This is a genomic window from Shewanella sp. 553 (assembly GCF_059338375.1).
Genome location: NZ_CM181701.1, coordinates 664,840 through 682,125 on the forward strand (window position 1 = coordinate 664,840; position 17,286 = coordinate 682,125).

Annotated in this window: 15 protein-coding genes, 4 tRNA genes and 2 pseudogenes; all 21 read left to right on the forward strand. The window is 45.1% G+C overall.

What is annotated here, in order from left to right:
- Nucleotides 1-104 precede the first annotated feature (104 nt).
- Nucleotides 105-650, forward strand: a complete 546-nt coding sequence (gene orn / locus AC5YBZ_RS03020) for an oligoribonuclease (RefSeq protein WP_110457177.1) — start codon at nucleotides 105-107, stop codon at nucleotides 648-650.
- A gap of 104 nt (nucleotides 651-754) precedes the next feature.
- Nucleotides 755-830 (forward strand) — tRNA-Gly (locus tag AC5YBZ_RS03025).
- 47 nt (nucleotides 831-877) lie between these two features.
- Nucleotides 878-953 (forward strand) — tRNA-Gly (locus tag AC5YBZ_RS03030).
- Between the two features lie 9 nt (nucleotides 954-962).
- A tRNA-Gly gene (locus AC5YBZ_RS03035) sits at nucleotides 963-1,038 on the forward strand.
- Between the two features lie 47 nt (nucleotides 1,039-1,085).
- Nucleotides 1,086-1,161 (forward strand) — tRNA-Gly (locus AC5YBZ_RS03040).
- A gap of 433 nt (nucleotides 1,162-1,594) precedes the next feature.
- Nucleotides 1,595-2,050, forward strand: coding sequence for a hypothetical protein (locus tag AC5YBZ_RS03045; RefSeq protein WP_494520052.1), 456 nt, complete (start codon nucleotides 1,595-1,597; stop codon nucleotides 2,048-2,050).
- 362 nt (nucleotides 2,051-2,412) lie between these two features.
- The gene (locus AC5YBZ_RS03050) at nucleotides 2,413-3,891 is read left to right on the forward strand and encodes an NAD(P)H-hydrate dehydratase (RefSeq protein WP_494520051.1); all 1,479 of its coding nucleotides are present in this window, start codon (nucleotides 2,413-2,415) and stop codon (nucleotides 3,889-3,891) included.
- A gap of 107 nt (nucleotides 3,892-3,998) precedes the next feature.
- Complete coding sequence (gene tsaE / locus AC5YBZ_RS03055; protein WP_494520050.1) at nucleotides 3,999-4,472, forward strand: tRNA (adenosine(37)-N6)-threonylcarbamoyltransferase complex ATPase subunit type 1 TsaE; 474 nt, start codon at nucleotides 3,999-4,001, stop codon at nucleotides 4,470-4,472.
- Entirely contained in the window at nucleotides 4,459-5,778 is a 1,320-nt protein-coding gene (locus AC5YBZ_RS03060) for an N-acetylmuramoyl-L-alanine amidase (RefSeq protein WP_494520049.1), read from the forward strand. The genes tsaE and AC5YBZ_RS03060 overlap by 14 nt, the downstream gene beginning before the upstream one ends.
- Before the next feature lie 11 nt (nucleotides 5,779-5,789).
- The gene (gene mutL, locus AC5YBZ_RS03065; RefSeq protein WP_494524342.1) at nucleotides 5,790-7,664 is read left to right on the forward strand and encodes a DNA mismatch repair endonuclease MutL; all 1,875 of its coding nucleotides are present in this window, start codon (nucleotides 5,790-5,792) and stop codon (nucleotides 7,662-7,664) included.
- A 28-nt stretch (nucleotides 7,665-7,692) separates the two neighbouring features.
- Nucleotides 7,693-8,582: pseudogene (gene miaA / locus AC5YBZ_RS03070) on the forward strand (tRNA (adenosine(37)-N6)-dimethylallyltransferase MiaA).
- Between the two features lie 93 nt (nucleotides 8,583-8,675).
- Nucleotides 8,676-8,954 (forward strand): RNA chaperone Hfq, encoded by a 279-nt coding sequence (gene hfq / locus AC5YBZ_RS03075; RefSeq protein ID WP_494520047.1) that lies wholly within the window; start codon nucleotides 8,676-8,678, stop codon nucleotides 8,952-8,954.
- Between the two features lie 20 nt (nucleotides 8,955-8,974).
- Nucleotides 8,975-10,273: a ribosome rescue GTPase HflX gene (gene hflX / locus AC5YBZ_RS03080; protein ID WP_494543401.1), complete on the forward strand. Its 1,299-nt coding sequence runs from the start codon at nucleotides 8,975-8,977 to the stop codon at nucleotides 10,271-10,273.
- Nucleotides 10,274-10,314: 41 nt separating this feature from the next.
- Complete coding sequence (hflK, locus tag AC5YBZ_RS03085) at nucleotides 10,315-11,457, forward strand: FtsH protease activity modulator HflK (protein WP_494520045.1); 1,143 nt, start codon at nucleotides 10,315-10,317, stop codon at nucleotides 11,455-11,457.
- A 2-nt stretch (nucleotides 11,458-11,459) separates the two neighbouring features.
- On the forward strand, nucleotides 11,460-12,338 hold the full coding sequence (gene hflC / locus AC5YBZ_RS03090; RefSeq protein WP_494520044.1) for a protease modulator HflC: 879 nt from the start codon (nucleotides 11,460-11,462) through the stop codon (nucleotides 12,336-12,338).
- 324 nt (nucleotides 12,339-12,662) lie between these two features.
- On the forward strand, nucleotides 12,663-13,253 hold the full coding sequence (gene petA, locus AC5YBZ_RS03095) for a ubiquinol-cytochrome c reductase iron-sulfur subunit (protein WP_475515859.1): 591 nt from the start codon (nucleotides 12,663-12,665) through the stop codon (nucleotides 13,251-13,253).
- On the forward strand, nucleotides 13,253-14,467 hold the full coding sequence (locus AC5YBZ_RS03100) for a cytochrome b (RefSeq protein WP_475515860.1): 1,215 nt from the start codon (nucleotides 13,253-13,255) through the stop codon (nucleotides 14,465-14,467). Before petA ends, AC5YBZ_RS03100 begins: the two co-directional genes overlap by 1 nt.
- Entirely contained in the window at nucleotides 14,467-15,168 is a 702-nt protein-coding gene (locus AC5YBZ_RS03105) for a cytochrome c1 (protein ID WP_475515861.1), read from the forward strand. Before AC5YBZ_RS03100 ends, AC5YBZ_RS03105 begins: the two co-directional genes overlap by 1 nt.
- Before the next feature lie 106 nt (nucleotides 15,169-15,274).
- Nucleotides 15,275-15,904: a stringent starvation protein SspA gene (gene sspA / locus AC5YBZ_RS03110; protein WP_475515862.1), complete on the forward strand. Its 630-nt coding sequence runs from the start codon at nucleotides 15,275-15,277 to the stop codon at nucleotides 15,902-15,904.
- A 2-nt stretch (nucleotides 15,905-15,906) separates the two neighbouring features.
- Nucleotides 15,907-16,364, forward strand: a pseudogene (locus AC5YBZ_RS03115) (ClpXP protease specificity-enhancing factor).
- A 177-nt stretch (nucleotides 16,365-16,541) separates the two neighbouring features.
- Nucleotides 16,542-17,117 carry an anthranilate synthase component II gene (locus AC5YBZ_RS03120; protein ID WP_475515864.1) on the forward strand — a complete coding sequence of 192 codons (576 nt, stop codon included), beginning with the start codon at nucleotides 16,542-16,544 and terminating at the stop codon, nucleotides 17,115-17,117.
- Nucleotides 17,118-17,286: the final 169 nt, after the last annotated feature.

Consider the following 17,286-nt stretch of genomic DNA (forward strand, 5'->3'; position numbering starts at 1 on the left):
TCGTCAAAATAAGGTTATTTTGTGTTGTCTAAAGAAAGCAGTATGATACACGGTCTTAAACAAAAAAGCCTGAATTTAGGCAAACGTAATAATAAGGCAGAGACATGGCTGCAGATGAAAGTAATCTGATTTGGGTTGATCTAGAGATGACAGGGTTAGAACCTAGTGTCGATAGAATCATTGAGATAGCGACTATTGTGACAGATAAGGAGCTAAATATTCTGGCAGAGGGCCCTGTGATTGCGATCAATCAGTCAGATGAAGTGTTGGCAGGCATGGATGATTGGAACCAGAAACATCATGGTGAGTCTGGCTTAATTGAACGGGTTAAAGCAAGCCGCATTAATGAAGCGCAAGCAATTGAACAAACGATTGCATTTTTAGCGTTACATGTACCCAAAGGTGTATCACCTATGTGCGGCAATAGTATTGGTCAAGATAGACGCTTTTTGAACCGTTATATGCCAACACTTGAGGATTACTTTCATTATCGTAATATTGATGTGAGTACGGTAAAAGAGTTGGTTCGTCGTTGGAAGCCTGAAGTAATGGACGGCTTTACTAAGCGTGGTACCCATCAAGCATTGGTCGATATTCAAGAATCTATTGCTGAATTGCAGTTTTATCGTGATAAAGTATTTAAAATTTAATCAATCAGTATAAATTTTTAAAGCAAGGGGTTGCAGCGGGGCGAAATTCTCCTATAATGCGGCCTCAACTTTCAGCTAGCGGCTCACGTTAGCAGGATTGAAACGCGACATTAGCTCAGTTGGTAGAGCGATACCTTGCCAAGGTATAGGTCATCGGTTCGAACCCGATATGTCGCTCCAAATTACAATTTATAGCGTCACCAAATGCTATAGATAAAAAGATTTATGCGACATTAGCTCAGTTGGTAGAGCGATACCTTGCCAAGGTATAGGTCATCGGTTCGAACCCGATATGTCGCTCCAAATTTGATTGCGACATTAGCTCAGTTGGTAGAGCGATACCTTGCCAAGGTATAGGTCATCGGTTCGAACCCGATATGTCGCTCCAAATTACAATTTATAGCGTCACCAAATGCTATAGATAAAAAGATTTATGCGACATTAGCTCAGTTGGTAGAGCGATACCTTGCCAAGGTATAGGTCATCGGTTCGAACCCGATATGTCGCTCCAATCTCCTTTTCGTTTTGTATCCCTCCCGCTAAACTTGCTTGCAATTTTAGAACAGTTGACTCTAATTTATCAGAGAAACAGTGCTATACTTTACCTAAGGTCTATGTCATCGGTTGCTTGTTTCGAAGCCGATATGTCGCTCCAATTTTTCTTTCGCTTTTATTATTTCTCTCCTCCTTAAACTTGTTAGCGCCAGAAATCGCTGCAATCGTATGCTACAAGTTTGTTCTTGGTTCATGCTAAATGTCTTGTATCAGTTAATTTGGTCTTGGGCGATTGCCGCTTAATTTCTTTAACGAAACCTAATGTAAATATGGTTGAACTGTGCAAACTATGACCTTGTTCAAAAAAAAATTCGCAAAATACTTCATAATGAAATCGAATCGATATTGACGCCTAGTCAAATGGCTTGGCTTGGATGGGAGAGGGTAAGATGAGATTTCAGCAGCTTAATGAACAATTGGAGTATATCTCTAAGTGTCGCTTAGAAATGGCTCGACTATATGGTCGCTTACACAGTGCAGTTGATTCATCTCGCGTCAAGTTGATGCTTGAGTACTTACAGCAGCATGAAAAAGAGATGTCACTGAAGATAGATGATTATATCGAAGAGGCCCCCTCTAAATTATTAGAACTTTGGTACAACGATATTGTGTTTGAAGACTTCATCAAACGCTGCCAAGAGGTGGTTCCTAAAGCCAATATGAATGAAGAAGATTTATTAGAGCTGCATTTAGATTTGGATAACCGTCTGATTGGACTGCTGCAGAAAACGGCCGACTCATCTGTGCCTGGTGATGTCAAAAATGCGATGAGCGAGCTGGTACGAGTAAAGAAAATTCAACAGCAGCGTTTAGTGCATAGCTGCATTCGTATGGATGATATCTAAAGTATGTCGATAACTTAGTCGCTTAACAGGCTTAAGTTACTGAGTTATCTGTTGCTGGGAGCTACGCCCAGCATCTATTGCTACCAGCTTGAACCGCGCTAACCGTTTCTATCTTGCGCGTTTTCCCTTCTTTATTGCCCAAGGTCACCACATTGTTTTACCCCCCGCCCCGCAGAATGCCAACCTTTACCTAAAGCTCAGGCTTAAGTCGTACTATCTGGCTCATTTTTTTGTGCAAGATCAAACTTATCTCAATAATTACGGTAAGTCGTGAATCTAATGACAAACAAGCTATCTAACATCGAATATGCTAAGCCTTATCTACCGCATATGATGTTTTATTAACTTTTAGGAGTCTTTCCATGTTGTTTTGTGATGCACAACTTCCGCAAACATTATATTCGGCACAAATGGTGAGAGAGGCTGAGGCCCATTTTATCAATTCAGGTGAAATATCGTTATTAGGGTTAATTGATCGCGCAGGGCAGGCGGCCTTTGCATTATTGCAGCAGCAAAATAAGTTAACTAGCCAGATTTTGGTATTAGCGGGATATGGCAACAATGGGGCTGATGCTTATATCTGTGCCACGCTTCTGCTTGAAGCTGGCTGCCAAGTAAAATTGTATGCCCTTGAAAAAGAACCTGTTGGCGAAGGCGTGAGTTATGCCAAAGCGGCGTTTCTGGCGGCAGGCGGTCACCTAGAGCAAGATTGGCAGCAAGGGTTATTAGCGGCTGATGTGGTGATTGATGGTTTACTCGGTACCGGCTTTCACGGCGAGCTCAATGAGACGTTTACGGCCATTATTACCACTGTCAATCAGCAGCCTTCTTGGGTGTTATCCATCGATGTGCCTTCGGGAATTAATGCCGACACGGGGGCTGGGCAGCTGGCGGTTAAAGCGGATGTGACATTGACCATGGGAGCCGTAAAGCAAGGGCTTGTTACCGGCAAGGCTCGAGATTGCGTCGGTTATTTATGGTTTGCCGATATTGGATTAACCCCACACCTTCCTCCGTCTAATGTCATTAATATTGCGCACCGAGTCACCGACTTAGGCATGCCCACTCGGGCGAAAAATAGTCATAAAGGCTCTTGTGGTAAGGTCACTGTGATCGGGGGGGATATCGGTATGGCCGGTGCGCCAAGGCTGGCTGGCGAAAGCTGTTTACGCGCCGGTGCAGGTCTTGTTGCCGTGGTTTCCAGGCCGCAGCATCTCCCTATTATCAATGCTGGGCGACCAGAGTTGATGTTTTGGGGGTGTGAGTTGGTTGATATGGAGGTGTATCAACGATTGGGGTGGGCCGATGTATTATTAATAGGGCCAGGCCTTGGCAAGCATGACTGGGGATACAATTTACTCAAAGCCACTGGATTAAGCGATAAGCCATGCGTTATGGATGCCGATGCGCTTAATCTATTGGCACTTGAGCCCAATAAGCAGCGCCATTGGGTGTTAACGCCTCACAGTGGCGAAGCGGCAAGGCTACTGGGGCTCAGTATTGAAGAGGTTGAACAAGACCGCTTTGCTGCAGCTTACGCCTTGCAAGCCAAGTATGGTGGCGTTGTGGTATTGAAAGGCGCGGGCACACTTATTTACGATGGCACTCGTTGCCATGTTGCCCCAGTGGGTAACCCTGGATTAGCCAGTGGTGGCAGTGGTGATGTATTAGGGGGCATAATTGCGGCGCTAATGGCGCAAGGAATGTCCAATATGGATGCGGCCAGCGCGGGTGTTGTGGTGCATGGCGTCGCTGCAGATATGGCGGCTAAAGAGGGTGAGCGTGGTATGTTGGCTTGCGATCTGTTTCCGCATATCCGTGCGCTAGTGGACAAGATTTAAAACCATCAGATTAAAAACAGCTAATGTTTGTTTAGATAGAATTCAGTTTGGGTTAAAGTATCTGGTTATAATCAGTTTGCTCCAATTTAGGTTACGACAAATATAACATGACGCCAGTGACAGTTTATCTTGAAAACGAGTTTGACACAGTGAGCTTAGGGCAGCAGTTAGCTCAAGCGATCACGCCTCCGTTAACCATCTATTTGAGTGGTGAATTAGGCGCTGGAAAAACGACCTTTAGTCGTGGTTTGATCCAAAGTTTAGGTCATCAAGGGGCGGTTAAGAGCCCAACTTATACGTTAGTTGAACCCTATGAACTGAATGGTATTGAAGTTTATCATTTTGATTTATATCGTCTCAGTGACCCTGAGGAGTTGGAGTTTATGGGGATTAGGGATTATTTTGCCGATAATAGTTTATGCATTGTAGAGTGGCCCGATAAAGGGGCTGGTATATTGCCCGAAGCCGATCTATTTATCGATATAAAATACCTTGATCAAGGCCGAGAGGTTACCTTAAGTGCAAATAAGCCTGCTGGGCAATTACTGCTAGACAGTTTACCTCATAATGATAACAACTGATTCGATAATAAAGCGTGTATTGCTGCTGTTGCTGTTGTGTGTTCCAGCAATGGCTCACAGCGCGAATAGGTTAGATGGTGTGCGAATTTGGGCCGCGCCGAAATCGACGCGGGTAGTTTTTGACCTACGTCAGCCGCCGCAATATAGCCACTTTACTTTGACGAGTCCTTATCGACTGGTGGTCGATCTCAGTGGTACCTCGACCGCGATGGATCTTCGCAAGATCGAGAATAATAGTAAGCTAGTCAAAAAGGTGCGCATTAGTAAGCCTCCAAAAAAAGGCACGCTTAGACTCGTCATCGATTTAGTTAAGCCTGTTAAAGCTAATTTATTTGCTTTACCCCCAACAGCGCCGTACGGCAATCGTTTAGTTGTCGATCTTGAAGACGGTGGGGCAGAACAGCAAATCGTTAAAGCCAAGCCCGTGTCTGAATTAAGGGATGTGATCGTCGCGATTGATGCAGGTCATGGTGGTGATGATCCCGGGTCAATCGGCCCTAAAGGGACCTATGAGAAAAAAGTGGTGTTGCAGATTGCTAAAAAGGTGGAAGCGAAAATCAATGCCACCCCAGGCATGAAGGCCGTCATGACCCGTTCTGGTGACTATTTTGTTAACCTCAATAAGCGCTCAGAAATTGCACGTACCAGTAAAGCCGATCTGTTAGTGTCAATCCATGCTGATGCATTTACTTCGCCTCAGCCACACGGTGCCTCGGTTTGGGTGCTATCAATGCGACGGGCTAACAGTGAGATCGGTCGTTGGCTGGAACAAAAAGAGAAGCATTCAGAACTGCTCGGCGGTGCGGGTGAGATCATTCAAAATGCCGATAATGAACAGTATCTAGCCATGACTTTACTCGACATGTCGATGGACCGTTCTATGGCCATTAGCCATAATATTGCCGGTGATGTATTACTCAATTTAGGCAAAGTCACTAAATTACATAAGCACCAGCCAGAAGCGGCCAGTTTTGCGGTATTAAAGTCTCCCGACATTCCCTCTATTTTGGTTGAGACAGGCTTTATCTCTAACCATAAAGAGGAGCGTTTACTGACACAGCGCGAGCATCAAAACAATATTGCTAATGCGGTACATAAGGGCGTATTACGCTACTTTGAAACCAACCCGCCCGCCAATACCCTTCTGGCTAATCGTAGTACTTTGAGCCATAAGGTCGAAAGAGGTGAGTCGTTATCGGTTATTGCTCATCGTTATCAAGTGTCGGTAAGCAGTATTAAAAAGGCCAATAACCTTAAATCAAACACAGTTCGTATTGGCCAGAAGCTGGTCATTCCCCGCGCTTAATAGGAGTCAAAATGACCATTAAAATTTTGCCTCCTCAGCTGGCTAACCAGATTGCCGCTGGCGAGGTTGTTGAGCGTCCCGCATCGGTTATCAAAGAGTTGGTTGAAAACAGCCTAGATGCTGGCGCCAGCAAAATCGATATCGAAATCGATAAAGGCGGCAGTAAGCTGATTAAGATCCAAGATAACGGATCAGGGATCGAAAAAGATCAACTCGGCTTGGCGCTGTCGCGTCATGCGACCTCTAAATTGGCTTCTTTGGATGATCTCGATGCTATTTTAAGCTTTGGTTTTCGTGGCGAAGCACTTGCCAGTATTAGTTCGGTATCGCGTTTAACCTTCACTTCGCGCACTGCTAGCCAAACTGAGGCGTGGCAGGCTTTTGCTGAAGGCTCTGAAATGGCGGTAAAAGTGATCCCCGCCGCACACCCTGTAGGCTCTACGGTAGAAGCGGTCGATCTGTTTTTTAATACCCCTGCTCGTCGTCGTTTTCTAAAAAGCGACAAAACAGAATTTACTCATATTGATGAGTGGCTTAAGCGGATTGCTTTAGTGCGACGTGATATCCATTTTACCCTAAAGCATAATGGTAAAATGGTGCGTAATTATCGTCCGGCGAATACCCAAAATCAGTATCTACAGCGTCTAGCTCAGGTGAGCGGTAAACAATTTGCCGAGCATGCGTTGGCGGTAGATTGCGAGCATAATGGGTTAAAGCTCAGTGGCTATATCCAGTCGCCGCATTTCGAGGTGAGCTCAAGTGATACTCAGTATTTTTATGTTAATGGTCGATTGGTGCGTGATAGGCTGGTTAATCATGCGGTGAGACAAGCGTTTGCTGAGCAATTGCAGAGCGTTCAGGTTGGTTATGTGTTGATGCTTGAGATTGACCCACATCAAGTGGATGTTAACGTGCATCCAGCAAAGCATGAAGTGCGTTTCCATGAAAGTCGCTATGTACATGACTTTATTTTACAAGCCTTACAATCGGCTCTGTCACAGGCTGAGCTGTTGCCGTTGAATGCTTATCAGCCTGGGGGGAATGAGGCTCTAGCGGAGCACACCGAAGAACCATCAGCACAATCATCGCCAGCGGCAAACCGTCCATCGTCGCCGTTTGCTGGGCAGTATGGCGTGTCTGCTCCTGTTTCTTCCCCGATTGAAGAACGTCATGTGCATGAACGAGCTGCTTCGGCGTATGGTCAACGGGAATCAGGCTATAGTCAGTCTACTGCTTCTGGGTATCGATCAAGCCATTCAGATCGCTATCAAGCACCAGATTTACCTTCGCAGGTAGCCATTGATAATTATGCGCAGTTGCTTGCGACACCCGATGTAAACAGGTCCACAACTGCACCACCATCGCCTATGCCTTTGGTTTTAGCTGGGCAATACTGGGTAATTGCGCAAGGTGATGCTCTGAAGTTATTGGCGTTTTCGAACGTCGCCGATGCAGTGCTGCGTCAACAGATAGAGCACAAGCTTGCATCAGGGCTCGTGGGGCAACCATTATTGATGCCGGTGTCAATAAAAGCTGACAATGACTGGCTCGATACTCTTGAGCAACGAGAGCAACTTATCAGGAAACTGGGCCTCGAATTAACTATTCGATTGGGGCAGTTGATTATCAAAAAAGTGCCCCCATATCTAAGGCAAAGCAAGTTAGCGGATGTTATCGCTGATTTTTTACAGTGGATTCGCTTTGAAGAGCCAGAAGATGAGGCCATCGTGAATTGGTTAGTTGGCCATGGCCGAGATCACTTTACTTCGGCGTCAGCACTTTGGACTGATTTTTGTCAGTTACCTGAGCCGCAACAGCAACAAATAATATCGAAAGCCAAGGCGTTACCTTGGCAAGAGTGGTTAAGTGAGCAAACGAGTGACTAGCAATAATAAGCCGACAATTTTAACCCTAATGGGACCGACGGCGTCCGGCAAAACTGCGTTAGCTATTGAGCTCGTGGAGCGTCACCAGTGTGAAATAATCTCGGTTGATTCAGCTCTCATCTATCGTGATATGGATATTGGTACCGCTAAGCCCAGTGCTGAAGAGCAACTTCGTGCGCCACACCGATTGATTGATATTCGTGATCCTAGCGAAAGTTACTCAGCCGCCGATTTTCGCCATGATGCGCTTAACGAAATTGAACATATCTTAGCCGCGGGGAAAACACCGTTATTAGTGGGTGGCACCATGCTCTATTTCAAAGCCTTGCTTGAGGGATTATCACCATTGCCAGCGGCGAACAATGAAATTAGAGCCGATATCGCCAAAGAGGCTGAAACACTAGGCTGGCAAGCACTGCATCAGCAATTGCAGCAGATTGATCCCGTGTCAGCGCAGCGTATTCATCCTAACGACCCACAGCGTTTATCGCGGGCATTAGAGGTGTTTCGTATCAGTGGTAAAAGCTTAACCGAATTAACAGAGGTGAAATCCGCCGCATTGCCATACTCAGTTGTGCAATTTGGTATATCCCCAAGCGATCGGAAAGTGTTACATTCAGCCATTGCTACACGCTTTGATACCATGTTAAAGCAAGGGTTCATCGAAGAAGTGCAAGCGCTCAAAGCGCGTGGTGATTTGCATTTAGAACTGCCTTCGATGCGCTGTGTGGGGTACCGTCAAGTATGGCAATACCTCGATGGTGATTACGACTATGATACTATGGTTGAAAAATCCGTAGTTGCGACTAGGCAATTGGCTAAGCGTCAATTAACATGGTTACGCGGCTGGGCCATTTAAATTGGCTAGAGAGCGGTGATGATGCAAATATAGGTCGACTAATACAATATTGTCGCTAGCTAATTCATTCACTCTATATAATACTAAAACCAAACCCGAAGTTGATGCAGCATTAGGTTTTATTTAATTTTAATAAAAAAGGAAATTATATAATGGCAAAGGGGCAATCTTTACAAGACCCATTTTTGAACGCATTACGTCGTGAACGCGTTCCGGTATCTATCTACCTAGTTAACGGTATCAAGCTTCAAGGACAAGTTGAATCATTTGATCAGTTTGTTATTTTATTGAAGAACACTGTCAGCCAGATGGTATATAAGCACGCTATTTCAACAGTTGTGCCAGCGCGCCCATTTAATGTGAGCAACCATCACAACACCCCTAATCAGACGGGCAGTTACAACGCACCTACAGAAGACAGTGCTGAGTAATTTCCTGAGGAGTTTACTTTTTGTTTGATCGCTATGAAGCGGGAGACGCAGCCGTTCTTGTTCACATCGACTTTGCCGATGAAAGCAGTAGAGAAGATATTACTGAACTTCGTTTGTTAGTTGAGTCCGCAGGAGCCAAAACCGTAGGTGTTATAACGGGAAGTCGTCGCTCTCCAGATCGTAAGTTTTTTGTTGGTTCAGGGAAAGCGGAAGAATTAGCAGCGTTAGTTGCTGCCACTGACGCGAGTGTGGTTATTTTTAATCATCCATTGAGCCCAGCCCAAGAGCGAAATCTTGAGCAGGTGTGTCAGTGCCGTGTATTAGACCGTACAACACTCATCCTCGATATTTTTGCGCAGCGTGCGCGTACGTACGAAGGTAAGTTACAGGTGGAGCTAGCGCAATTGCGCCACATGTCAACGCGCCTCATACGTGGTTGGACCCACCTTGAGAGACAAAAAGGCGGGATTGGCTTACGTGGCCCTGGTGAAACACAGCTTGAAACCGACAGACGTTTGTTGCGTGGACGTATTAAAACAATCAACAAGCGTTTGGAAAAAGTCGACAAGCAGCGAGAGCAGAGTCGACGAGCTCGTCAGCGCAGTGAATTAGCTACCGTATCCTTAGTTGGTTACACTAACGCTGGCAAATCAACATTATTTAATGCACTTACCGTGTCAGATGTTTATGCGGCAGACCAATTGTTTGCTACGCTCGATCCGACCTTAAGAAAGCTAGAGTTACAAGACGGTCCGGTTATTTTAGCCGATACCGTTGGTTTTATTCGGCATCTTCCGCATGATCTTGTCGCTGCTTTCAAAGCGACATTACAAGAAACGCGTGAAGCCGATCTGTTATTACACATAGTCGATTGTTCTGATGACAATATGGGTGATAACTTTGAGCAAGTGCAGTTGGTGCTCAAAGAGATAGGTGCTGATGATATTCCACAATTGGTTGTCTGTAACAAGATAGACCTGTTGGAAGATGTGGGTCCCAAGATCGATTACGATAGTGAAGGGGTTCCTACGCGGGTGTGGGTTTCGGCTCAACAACGCAAAGGCTTGGAATTGCTCGAGGAGGCGATCAACAAAATTGTAGGTCGTGTCGTTTTAGAGCTTACCTTGCAAATACCAGCGACGGCTGGGCATTATCTTGGTCAGTTTTATCGACTGGATGTGATACAGCAGAAAGAGTATGACGATCTGGGGAACTGTATCTTGTCTGTACGTTTATTAGAAGCCGATTGGCATCGATTAACAAAGCAGAGCCAAGGGGAATTGGAAACCTTTATTGTTGAAACAGCAGCAGTAGAGTAGTTTTTAGTAATCTCGTTTATTTCATACCTATGGAGTGCTAAATGGCTTGGAACGAGCCCGGTAACAAGGGTCAAGATCCTTGGGGAAATAAAAATAGCAATGACAAAGGGCCACCAGATCTAGACGAAGTGTTTAAGAATATTTCTAAACGCTTTGGCGGCAAAGGTAATGGCTCTGGCGGTGGATTCAGTACATTAGGATTCGTTATTGTTTTAGGTATCGCCGTGGTGGTGTGGGGACTCTCGGGTTTCTATACCGTTAAAGAAGCTGAAAAAGGGGTTGCGTTACGCTTTGGCCAATATATCGGTCAAGTGGAACCTGGCTTACAGTGGAAAGCGACCTTCATCGATGAAGTGTTTCCGGTAAACGTGAGTAATGTTCGCTCGATCCCTGCATCGGGAAGCATGCTGACAGCTGATGAAAATGTGGTGTTGGTTGAGCTAGATGTGCAATACATTGTAGTCGATGCTTATCGCTATTTGTTCAGCGCTGTCGATGCGAATTCAAGTTTACGTGAAGCTACTGATAGTGCTTTGCGCTATGTGGTCGGTCACAACCGTATGGATGACATTTTGACCACCGGACGTGATCAGATTCGCCGCGATACTTGGGATGAAGTGAACCGTATTATCGAACCGTATAATTTAGGTATCGAAATTCGCGACGTTAACTTTTTGCCTGCACGCCCACCTGAAGAGGTGAAAGATGCCTTTGATGATGCTATTGCAGCGCAAGAGGATGAGCAACGCTTTATCCGTGAAGCTGAGGCGTATTCGCGTGAGATTGAGCCTAAAGCTCGTGGTACCGTACAACGTATGGAACAACAAGCTAACGCATATAAGGAACGTGAAATTCTAGAGGCTCGCGGTAAAGTCGCTCGCTTTGAGAAATTACTTCCAGAGTATCAAGCTTCTCCAGAAGTGACGCGTAATCGTCTTTATATCGATGCGATGTCAAAGGTTTATTCGGGTGCTAACAAAGTATTGGTCGATGCGAAAAGCAGCGGCAATATGATGTATTTGCCTTTGGATAAATTGATGGACCAAAACAAAGCATCTAAGCAACCTCAAGCGGCAGCGCAAGGTTCATCGAATCAGTCTGCTAACAGCGTGGTGGATAATTTAAGTATGCCACTTGACGGGCGTCCTTCTCGTAGCGACCGTACTCGCCAGGGGAGAAACTAATCATGGGTAGATTATCTGTCATTATTATCGCAATCTTGATTGCGACCGGTTTATCTTCACTGCTGGTTGTTAATGAAGGTGAGCGGGCAATTGTATCGCGATTTGGTAAAATTCTTAAAGATGATGGTGTGACAAGGATTTATACGCCGGGTTTACACGTTAAGCTGCCATTGATTGATAAGATTAAGTTTTTAGACTCACGCATCCAGACTATGGACGGCGCAGCAGACCGCTTTGTGACTTCAGAGAAAAAAGACTTAATGGTCGATTCGTATGTCAAGTGGCGTATTTTCGATCATGAGAAATACTATCTTGCTACAAACGGTGGTAACAAGGTTCAGGCAGAATCTTTGTTGCAACGCAAGATTAATAACGATCTTCGTACCGAGTTTGGTCGTCGTACTATCAAAGACATCGTCTCAGGTAGCCGTGATGAGTTACAACAAGATGCATTGAGAAATGCATCTGAAAGTGCTGAAGACTTGGGTATCGAAGTGGTTGATGTGCGTGTCAAGCAGATTAACTTACCCGCTAATGTGAGTTCGAGTATTTATCAGCGTATGCGTGCAGAACGTACCGCGGTAGCGAAAGAGCATCGCGCACAAGGTAAGGAGCAATCTGAGATCATTCGAGCTAAGACCGATGCGAGTGTAGAGATTCAAATTGCTGAAGCTGAGCGTAAAGCCTTATCCGTACGAGGTGAGGGTGACGCTATTGCAGCAAAAATCTATGCAGATGCTTATAACAAAGATCCTGAGTTTTATTCTTTCTTACGTAGTTTGGAAGCATATAAAGCCAGTTTCTCAAACGGTTCAAACGTGATGGTATTAGAGCCAGACAGTGACTTCTTCAAATACATGAAGCGTTCTGACGGCAAATAAGCCATAAAAATAAAAAAGCCCGACGAGTTCGGGCTTTTTTGTACTTATTAAATTCAAACAACTAATTTAGCTTAAGTTGTTAATCTATCGTTAATCAATTTGCTGCTTCATTTTCGCATAATATGTGCTATTTCCCTTGCTATTGCCCCTATAGATTGATTGTTTTGCAAACAGAGTTAACTTTGTTCGCTGTTTTACTATGATCTGCTTCTAATTTTTGGCTATAATGAGCCCCGCCTCAAATTTGATTTTTGTGCTTTGGGGTAAAACCCCAATATCAAATTTTTTAAAACAAAAATTCCAACACTCTCTGGAGATAAGTGGATGAGCAATGCGCCAGTCGATACCGGACGTCGCAGATTCCTGACCGCAGCAACCGCCGTAGTAGGTGGTGCTGGTGCCGTCGCTGTAGCGGTTCCTTTTATAAAGTCATGGAATCCGAGTGCCAAAGCGAAAGCTGCAGGTGCACCGGTTGAAGTAAACATTAGTAAGTTAGAGCCGGGTCAGTTGATCCGTGTTGAATGGCGTGGAAAACCTGTATGGGTTGTCCGTCGCACCGAAGAGATCTTACAAGGTCTTGCTACTCACGATGAGAAATTACGTGATCCTGGTTCGAGTGAAGAACAGCAACCTGCCTATGCGCAAAATGCGGTTCGTTCAATTAAGCCTGAGTACTTTATCGCTGTAGGTCTTTGTACTCACTTAGGTTGTTCGCCTACGTATCTACCGGATACTTTTGGTGAGCAAGTCGAAGGTGTGGCCTCTGGTTTCTTCTGTCCATGTCATGGTTCAAAGTTTGATATGGCAGGCCGTGTATTCCAAGGCGTTCCAGCACCCTTAAACCTTGTTGTTCCACCTCATCAATACATTGATGACGGCAACGTAATTATCGGTGTCGATCAGGGAGCTGCGTAATGGTAAAGAATATTATTGATTGGATTGATGCAAGAATCCCCATGACGGCCACCTATAACCGTCATGTTGGACAATATGCAACACCAACAAACTTTAACTTTTGGTACTTCTTTGGCTCGCTAGCCATGCTAGTGTTAGTCAACCAGTTACTGACTGGTATTTGGCTAACCATGAACTATGTACCTACCGCTGAGGGTGCGTTCGCCTCTATTGAATACATCATGCGTGATGTTGAATATGGTTGGTTACTGCGTTATATGCACTCCACTGGTGCCTCTGCATTCTTTGTCGTTATCTATCTGCACATGTTCCGTGGTCTTATCTACGGCTCATATCAAAAGCCTAGAGAGCTTCTCTGGTTGTTTGGTATGCTAATTTTCCTTGTGTTGATGGCCGAAGCCTTTATGGGTTACCTACTACCTTGGGGACAGATGTCTTACTGGGGAGCTCAGGTAATTATCTCGCTATTTGGCGCGATCCCTGTGATTGGTGATGACCTAACGCTTTGGATCCGTGGTGACTTTGTTGTTTCAGGTGCAACACTAAACCGTTTCTTCGCACTGCATGTGATTGCACTCCCATTGGTGCTAGTCGTATTGGTATTCTTGCACTTAATTGCGCTACACGAAGTGGGTTCAAACAACCCTGACGGTATCGAAATTAAGAAGAATAAAGATGAAAATGGTTGGCCAAAAGATGGCATTCCATTCCACCCTTACTACACAGTAAAAGATATTATGGGCGTCGCAGGCTTCCTAATTGTCTTCTGTTATGTATTGTTCTTTATGCCTGAAGGCGGTGGATACTTCCTAGAGAAGCCAAACTTCGAAGCAGCTAACCCGATGAAGACACCTGAGCATATTGCGCCAGTTTGGTACTTCACGCCTTTCTACGCGATTTTGCGTGCGATTCCTGACAAGCTGTTAGGGGTTGTGGGTATGGGCTTAGCGATTGCTGTGTTGTTTGTTTTACCTTGGCTAGATCGTTGTAAAGTTAAGTCGGTGCGCTACCGTAGCATGATCCACAAGCTTAACATTGGTCAGTTCGCTGTATCGTTTGTTGTCTTAGGATACTTGGGTGCGGTTCCAGCCACGCCAGCGCTAACCATTGCGGCTCGTATCTTTACTCTGACTTACTTCGGTTTCTTCTTAGCGCTTTGGATTTACAGCAAGAATGAGAAGACCAAGCCTGTACCAGAGAGGTTGACTCACTAATGAAAAAATTATTGATTGCATTAATTACATTGGTGCCATCACTTGCCTTCGCTGCAGGTGGTTCAAATGTACATTTAGAAAGTGCCAACATCGACCTAAAGGATACTGAGTCACTGCAACGTGGTTTAGATAAATTTCAGCACTATTGTGCTGGTTGTCATAGCACTCAGTATCAGCGTTATAACCGTGTTGCCGAAGATTTAGATATCTCATTAGACGATATGCGTAATAAGTATATGGTCGTTGAAGGAGCTAAAGTTGGCGATTTGATGGAAAACTCGATTCCTGAAGTTGACGCGGCAAAATGGTTTGGTGCAGCGCCGCCTGATTTGACTCTGGTAGCTCGCGTGCGTGGTGAAGATTGGATCTACACTTACCTTAAGAGCTTCTATCATGATGAGAGTCGCCCATTTGGCGTGAACAATACCGTCTTCCCATCAGTGGCCATGCCTCATGTGATGCAAGAACTGCAAGGCCTATCGGTTAAGCAAGAAGATGGTAGCTTTGTGACAACTGGCGGTAAGCTTACTGCAGAAGAGTACGACCAAGTAGTGCGTGACATCACGGGATTCCTTGTTTATTCAGGCGATCCGGTCAAACTTGAGCGTGAAAGCTTAGGTTGGTGGGTGATGGGCTTCCTGTTCATTTTCTTTATCGTGGCTTATCTGTTAAAGAAAGAATACTGGAAAGATGTACACTAACCCCTAATAAAGGTTAGAATGTATTATCCGCATATTCCAAACGGGGGGCTTTGCCCCTCGTTTGTTTTTGCTTTTTTAGCTTTCGACTTAATTTTGGAGGGTATCAATGGCTGTTGCTGCCAATAAACGCTCAATCATGACCCTGTTTTCAGGCGCTGACGATCTCTATAGCCACCAAGTACGTATCGTATTGGCGGAAAAGGGCGTTACCGTTGATGTTCTACAGGTTGACCCTAATGAGATGCCTGAAGATCTTATTGAGCTAAATCCATACAATACAGTTCCGACATTAGTTGATCGTGAGCTAGTACTTTATAACTCGCGTATTATTATGGAATATTTGGACGAGCGTTTTCCTCATCCGCCACTAATGCCTGTTTATCCTGTATCTCGTGGTCAGACTCGTTTGATGATGCACCGTATAGAAAACGATTGGTACACCTTAGTAGATCGTATTCGTAAGGGGGATCGTGCCGACGAGGCGCGTAAACAGTTGCAAGAGAGCTTAACCTCAATTTCGCCAATCTTTAATGAAATGCCTTATTTTATGGCGGAAGAGTTTGGTCTGGCTGATTGTTATTTAGGTCCGCTATTATGGCGCCTGCCTGTACTGGGTATCGAGTTAGATAGCCGCACAGCCAAAGAAGTTAAAGCCTATATGACGCGTCTATTCGATCGTGAGTCATTCAAAGCATCATTAACAGAGTCTGAGCGCGAAATGCGCATGGGTATCTAAAAATGAAACCGATGACACCTAATCGTCCGTACTTGCTGCAAGCATATTATGATTGGTTGATGGACAATGAGCTAACGCCACATGTAGTGGTTGATGCTTATGTTCCAGGCACTCAAGTGCCTCAGCAATATGTTAAAGATGGACAGATTGTGCTGAATATTACCGCCAGTGCGGTGGGTAATTTACAGATCGGTCACGATGCTATCGAATTTAGCGCTCGTTTTGGTGGTGTGCCTCAGCAAGTTGTTTTACCTATGGCATCCATCGTGGCTATTTATGCACGAGAGAATGGTGCGGGGACGGTATTCGACCAAGAAGAAGCCTATCAGATTGAACTTGAGCCAGAAGAGACAGGCCTCTATCGGTAGTCGAGCAGAAACCTGCGCCAGCGACGTCTTCAACACCTGAGGGTGATGAAGCTAAGCCTAAGCGCCGTGGTCATCTAACGGTCGTTAAGTAGCAATACGTTTAACTGCATATTACAAAAAACCAGCCAAATGGCTGGTTTTTTATTGCCTACTCTTTGTCGAGTTGGGCATTGAGCTCATGGGGTTTGCTAGTGGATGAATAGTTAACTTCTCTGTGTTAGCATCTGCGCCACAAGAACAACCTCACGACCTTAGGCTAGTAGCAGTATATGCTCTTAATGATCGACAATTACGATTCATTTACGTATAACTTAGTGCAGTATTTTCAGCAGCTCGGGCAGGAAATCATAGTTAAACGCAATGATGAGATCACCCTAGCACAAATTGAACAGTTATCGCCTCGCTTACTGGTTATCTCGCCGGGGCCTTGCTCACCTAATGAGGCGGGGATTTCATTGGCTGCTATTAGCCATTTTGCTGGTAAATTGCCGATATTGGGTGTCTGCTTAGGTCACCAAGCCATTGCTCAGGTGTTTGGGGCGAGTGTGGTGCGCGCCAAACGCGTGATGCACGGCAAAACCAGTCGTATTACCCATAGTGATAAAAGGTTGTTTGCAGGGCTAAATCAACCGTTAACTGTGACTCGGTATCACTCACTGTTAGTCGACAGTGTACCGAAAGATTTTGTACTCGATGCTTGGTTTGACGATCCGCTTCACGGACGCGAGATCATGGCGATGAGCCATTGCTCTCTACCTATCTATGGCGTTCAGTTTCATCCAGAGTCGATTTTGACAGAGCAAGGGTTGGAGTTACTAAAGCGCTTTATCGATATGGCGGCTTAACTTAGGTATAGGTGCATATTTTACAGCTTACCTGCATTTTCTTTTTTCAAACTGTTACAACATTTTTACTTGTCCTTCCGCGTTTTTAGTCCATTTTGTGATATAAAAGGCAGCAAAATAACTGCCATGCAGCGACAGCTGTTTATGCAAAATAATAAGAAGGAAGGAT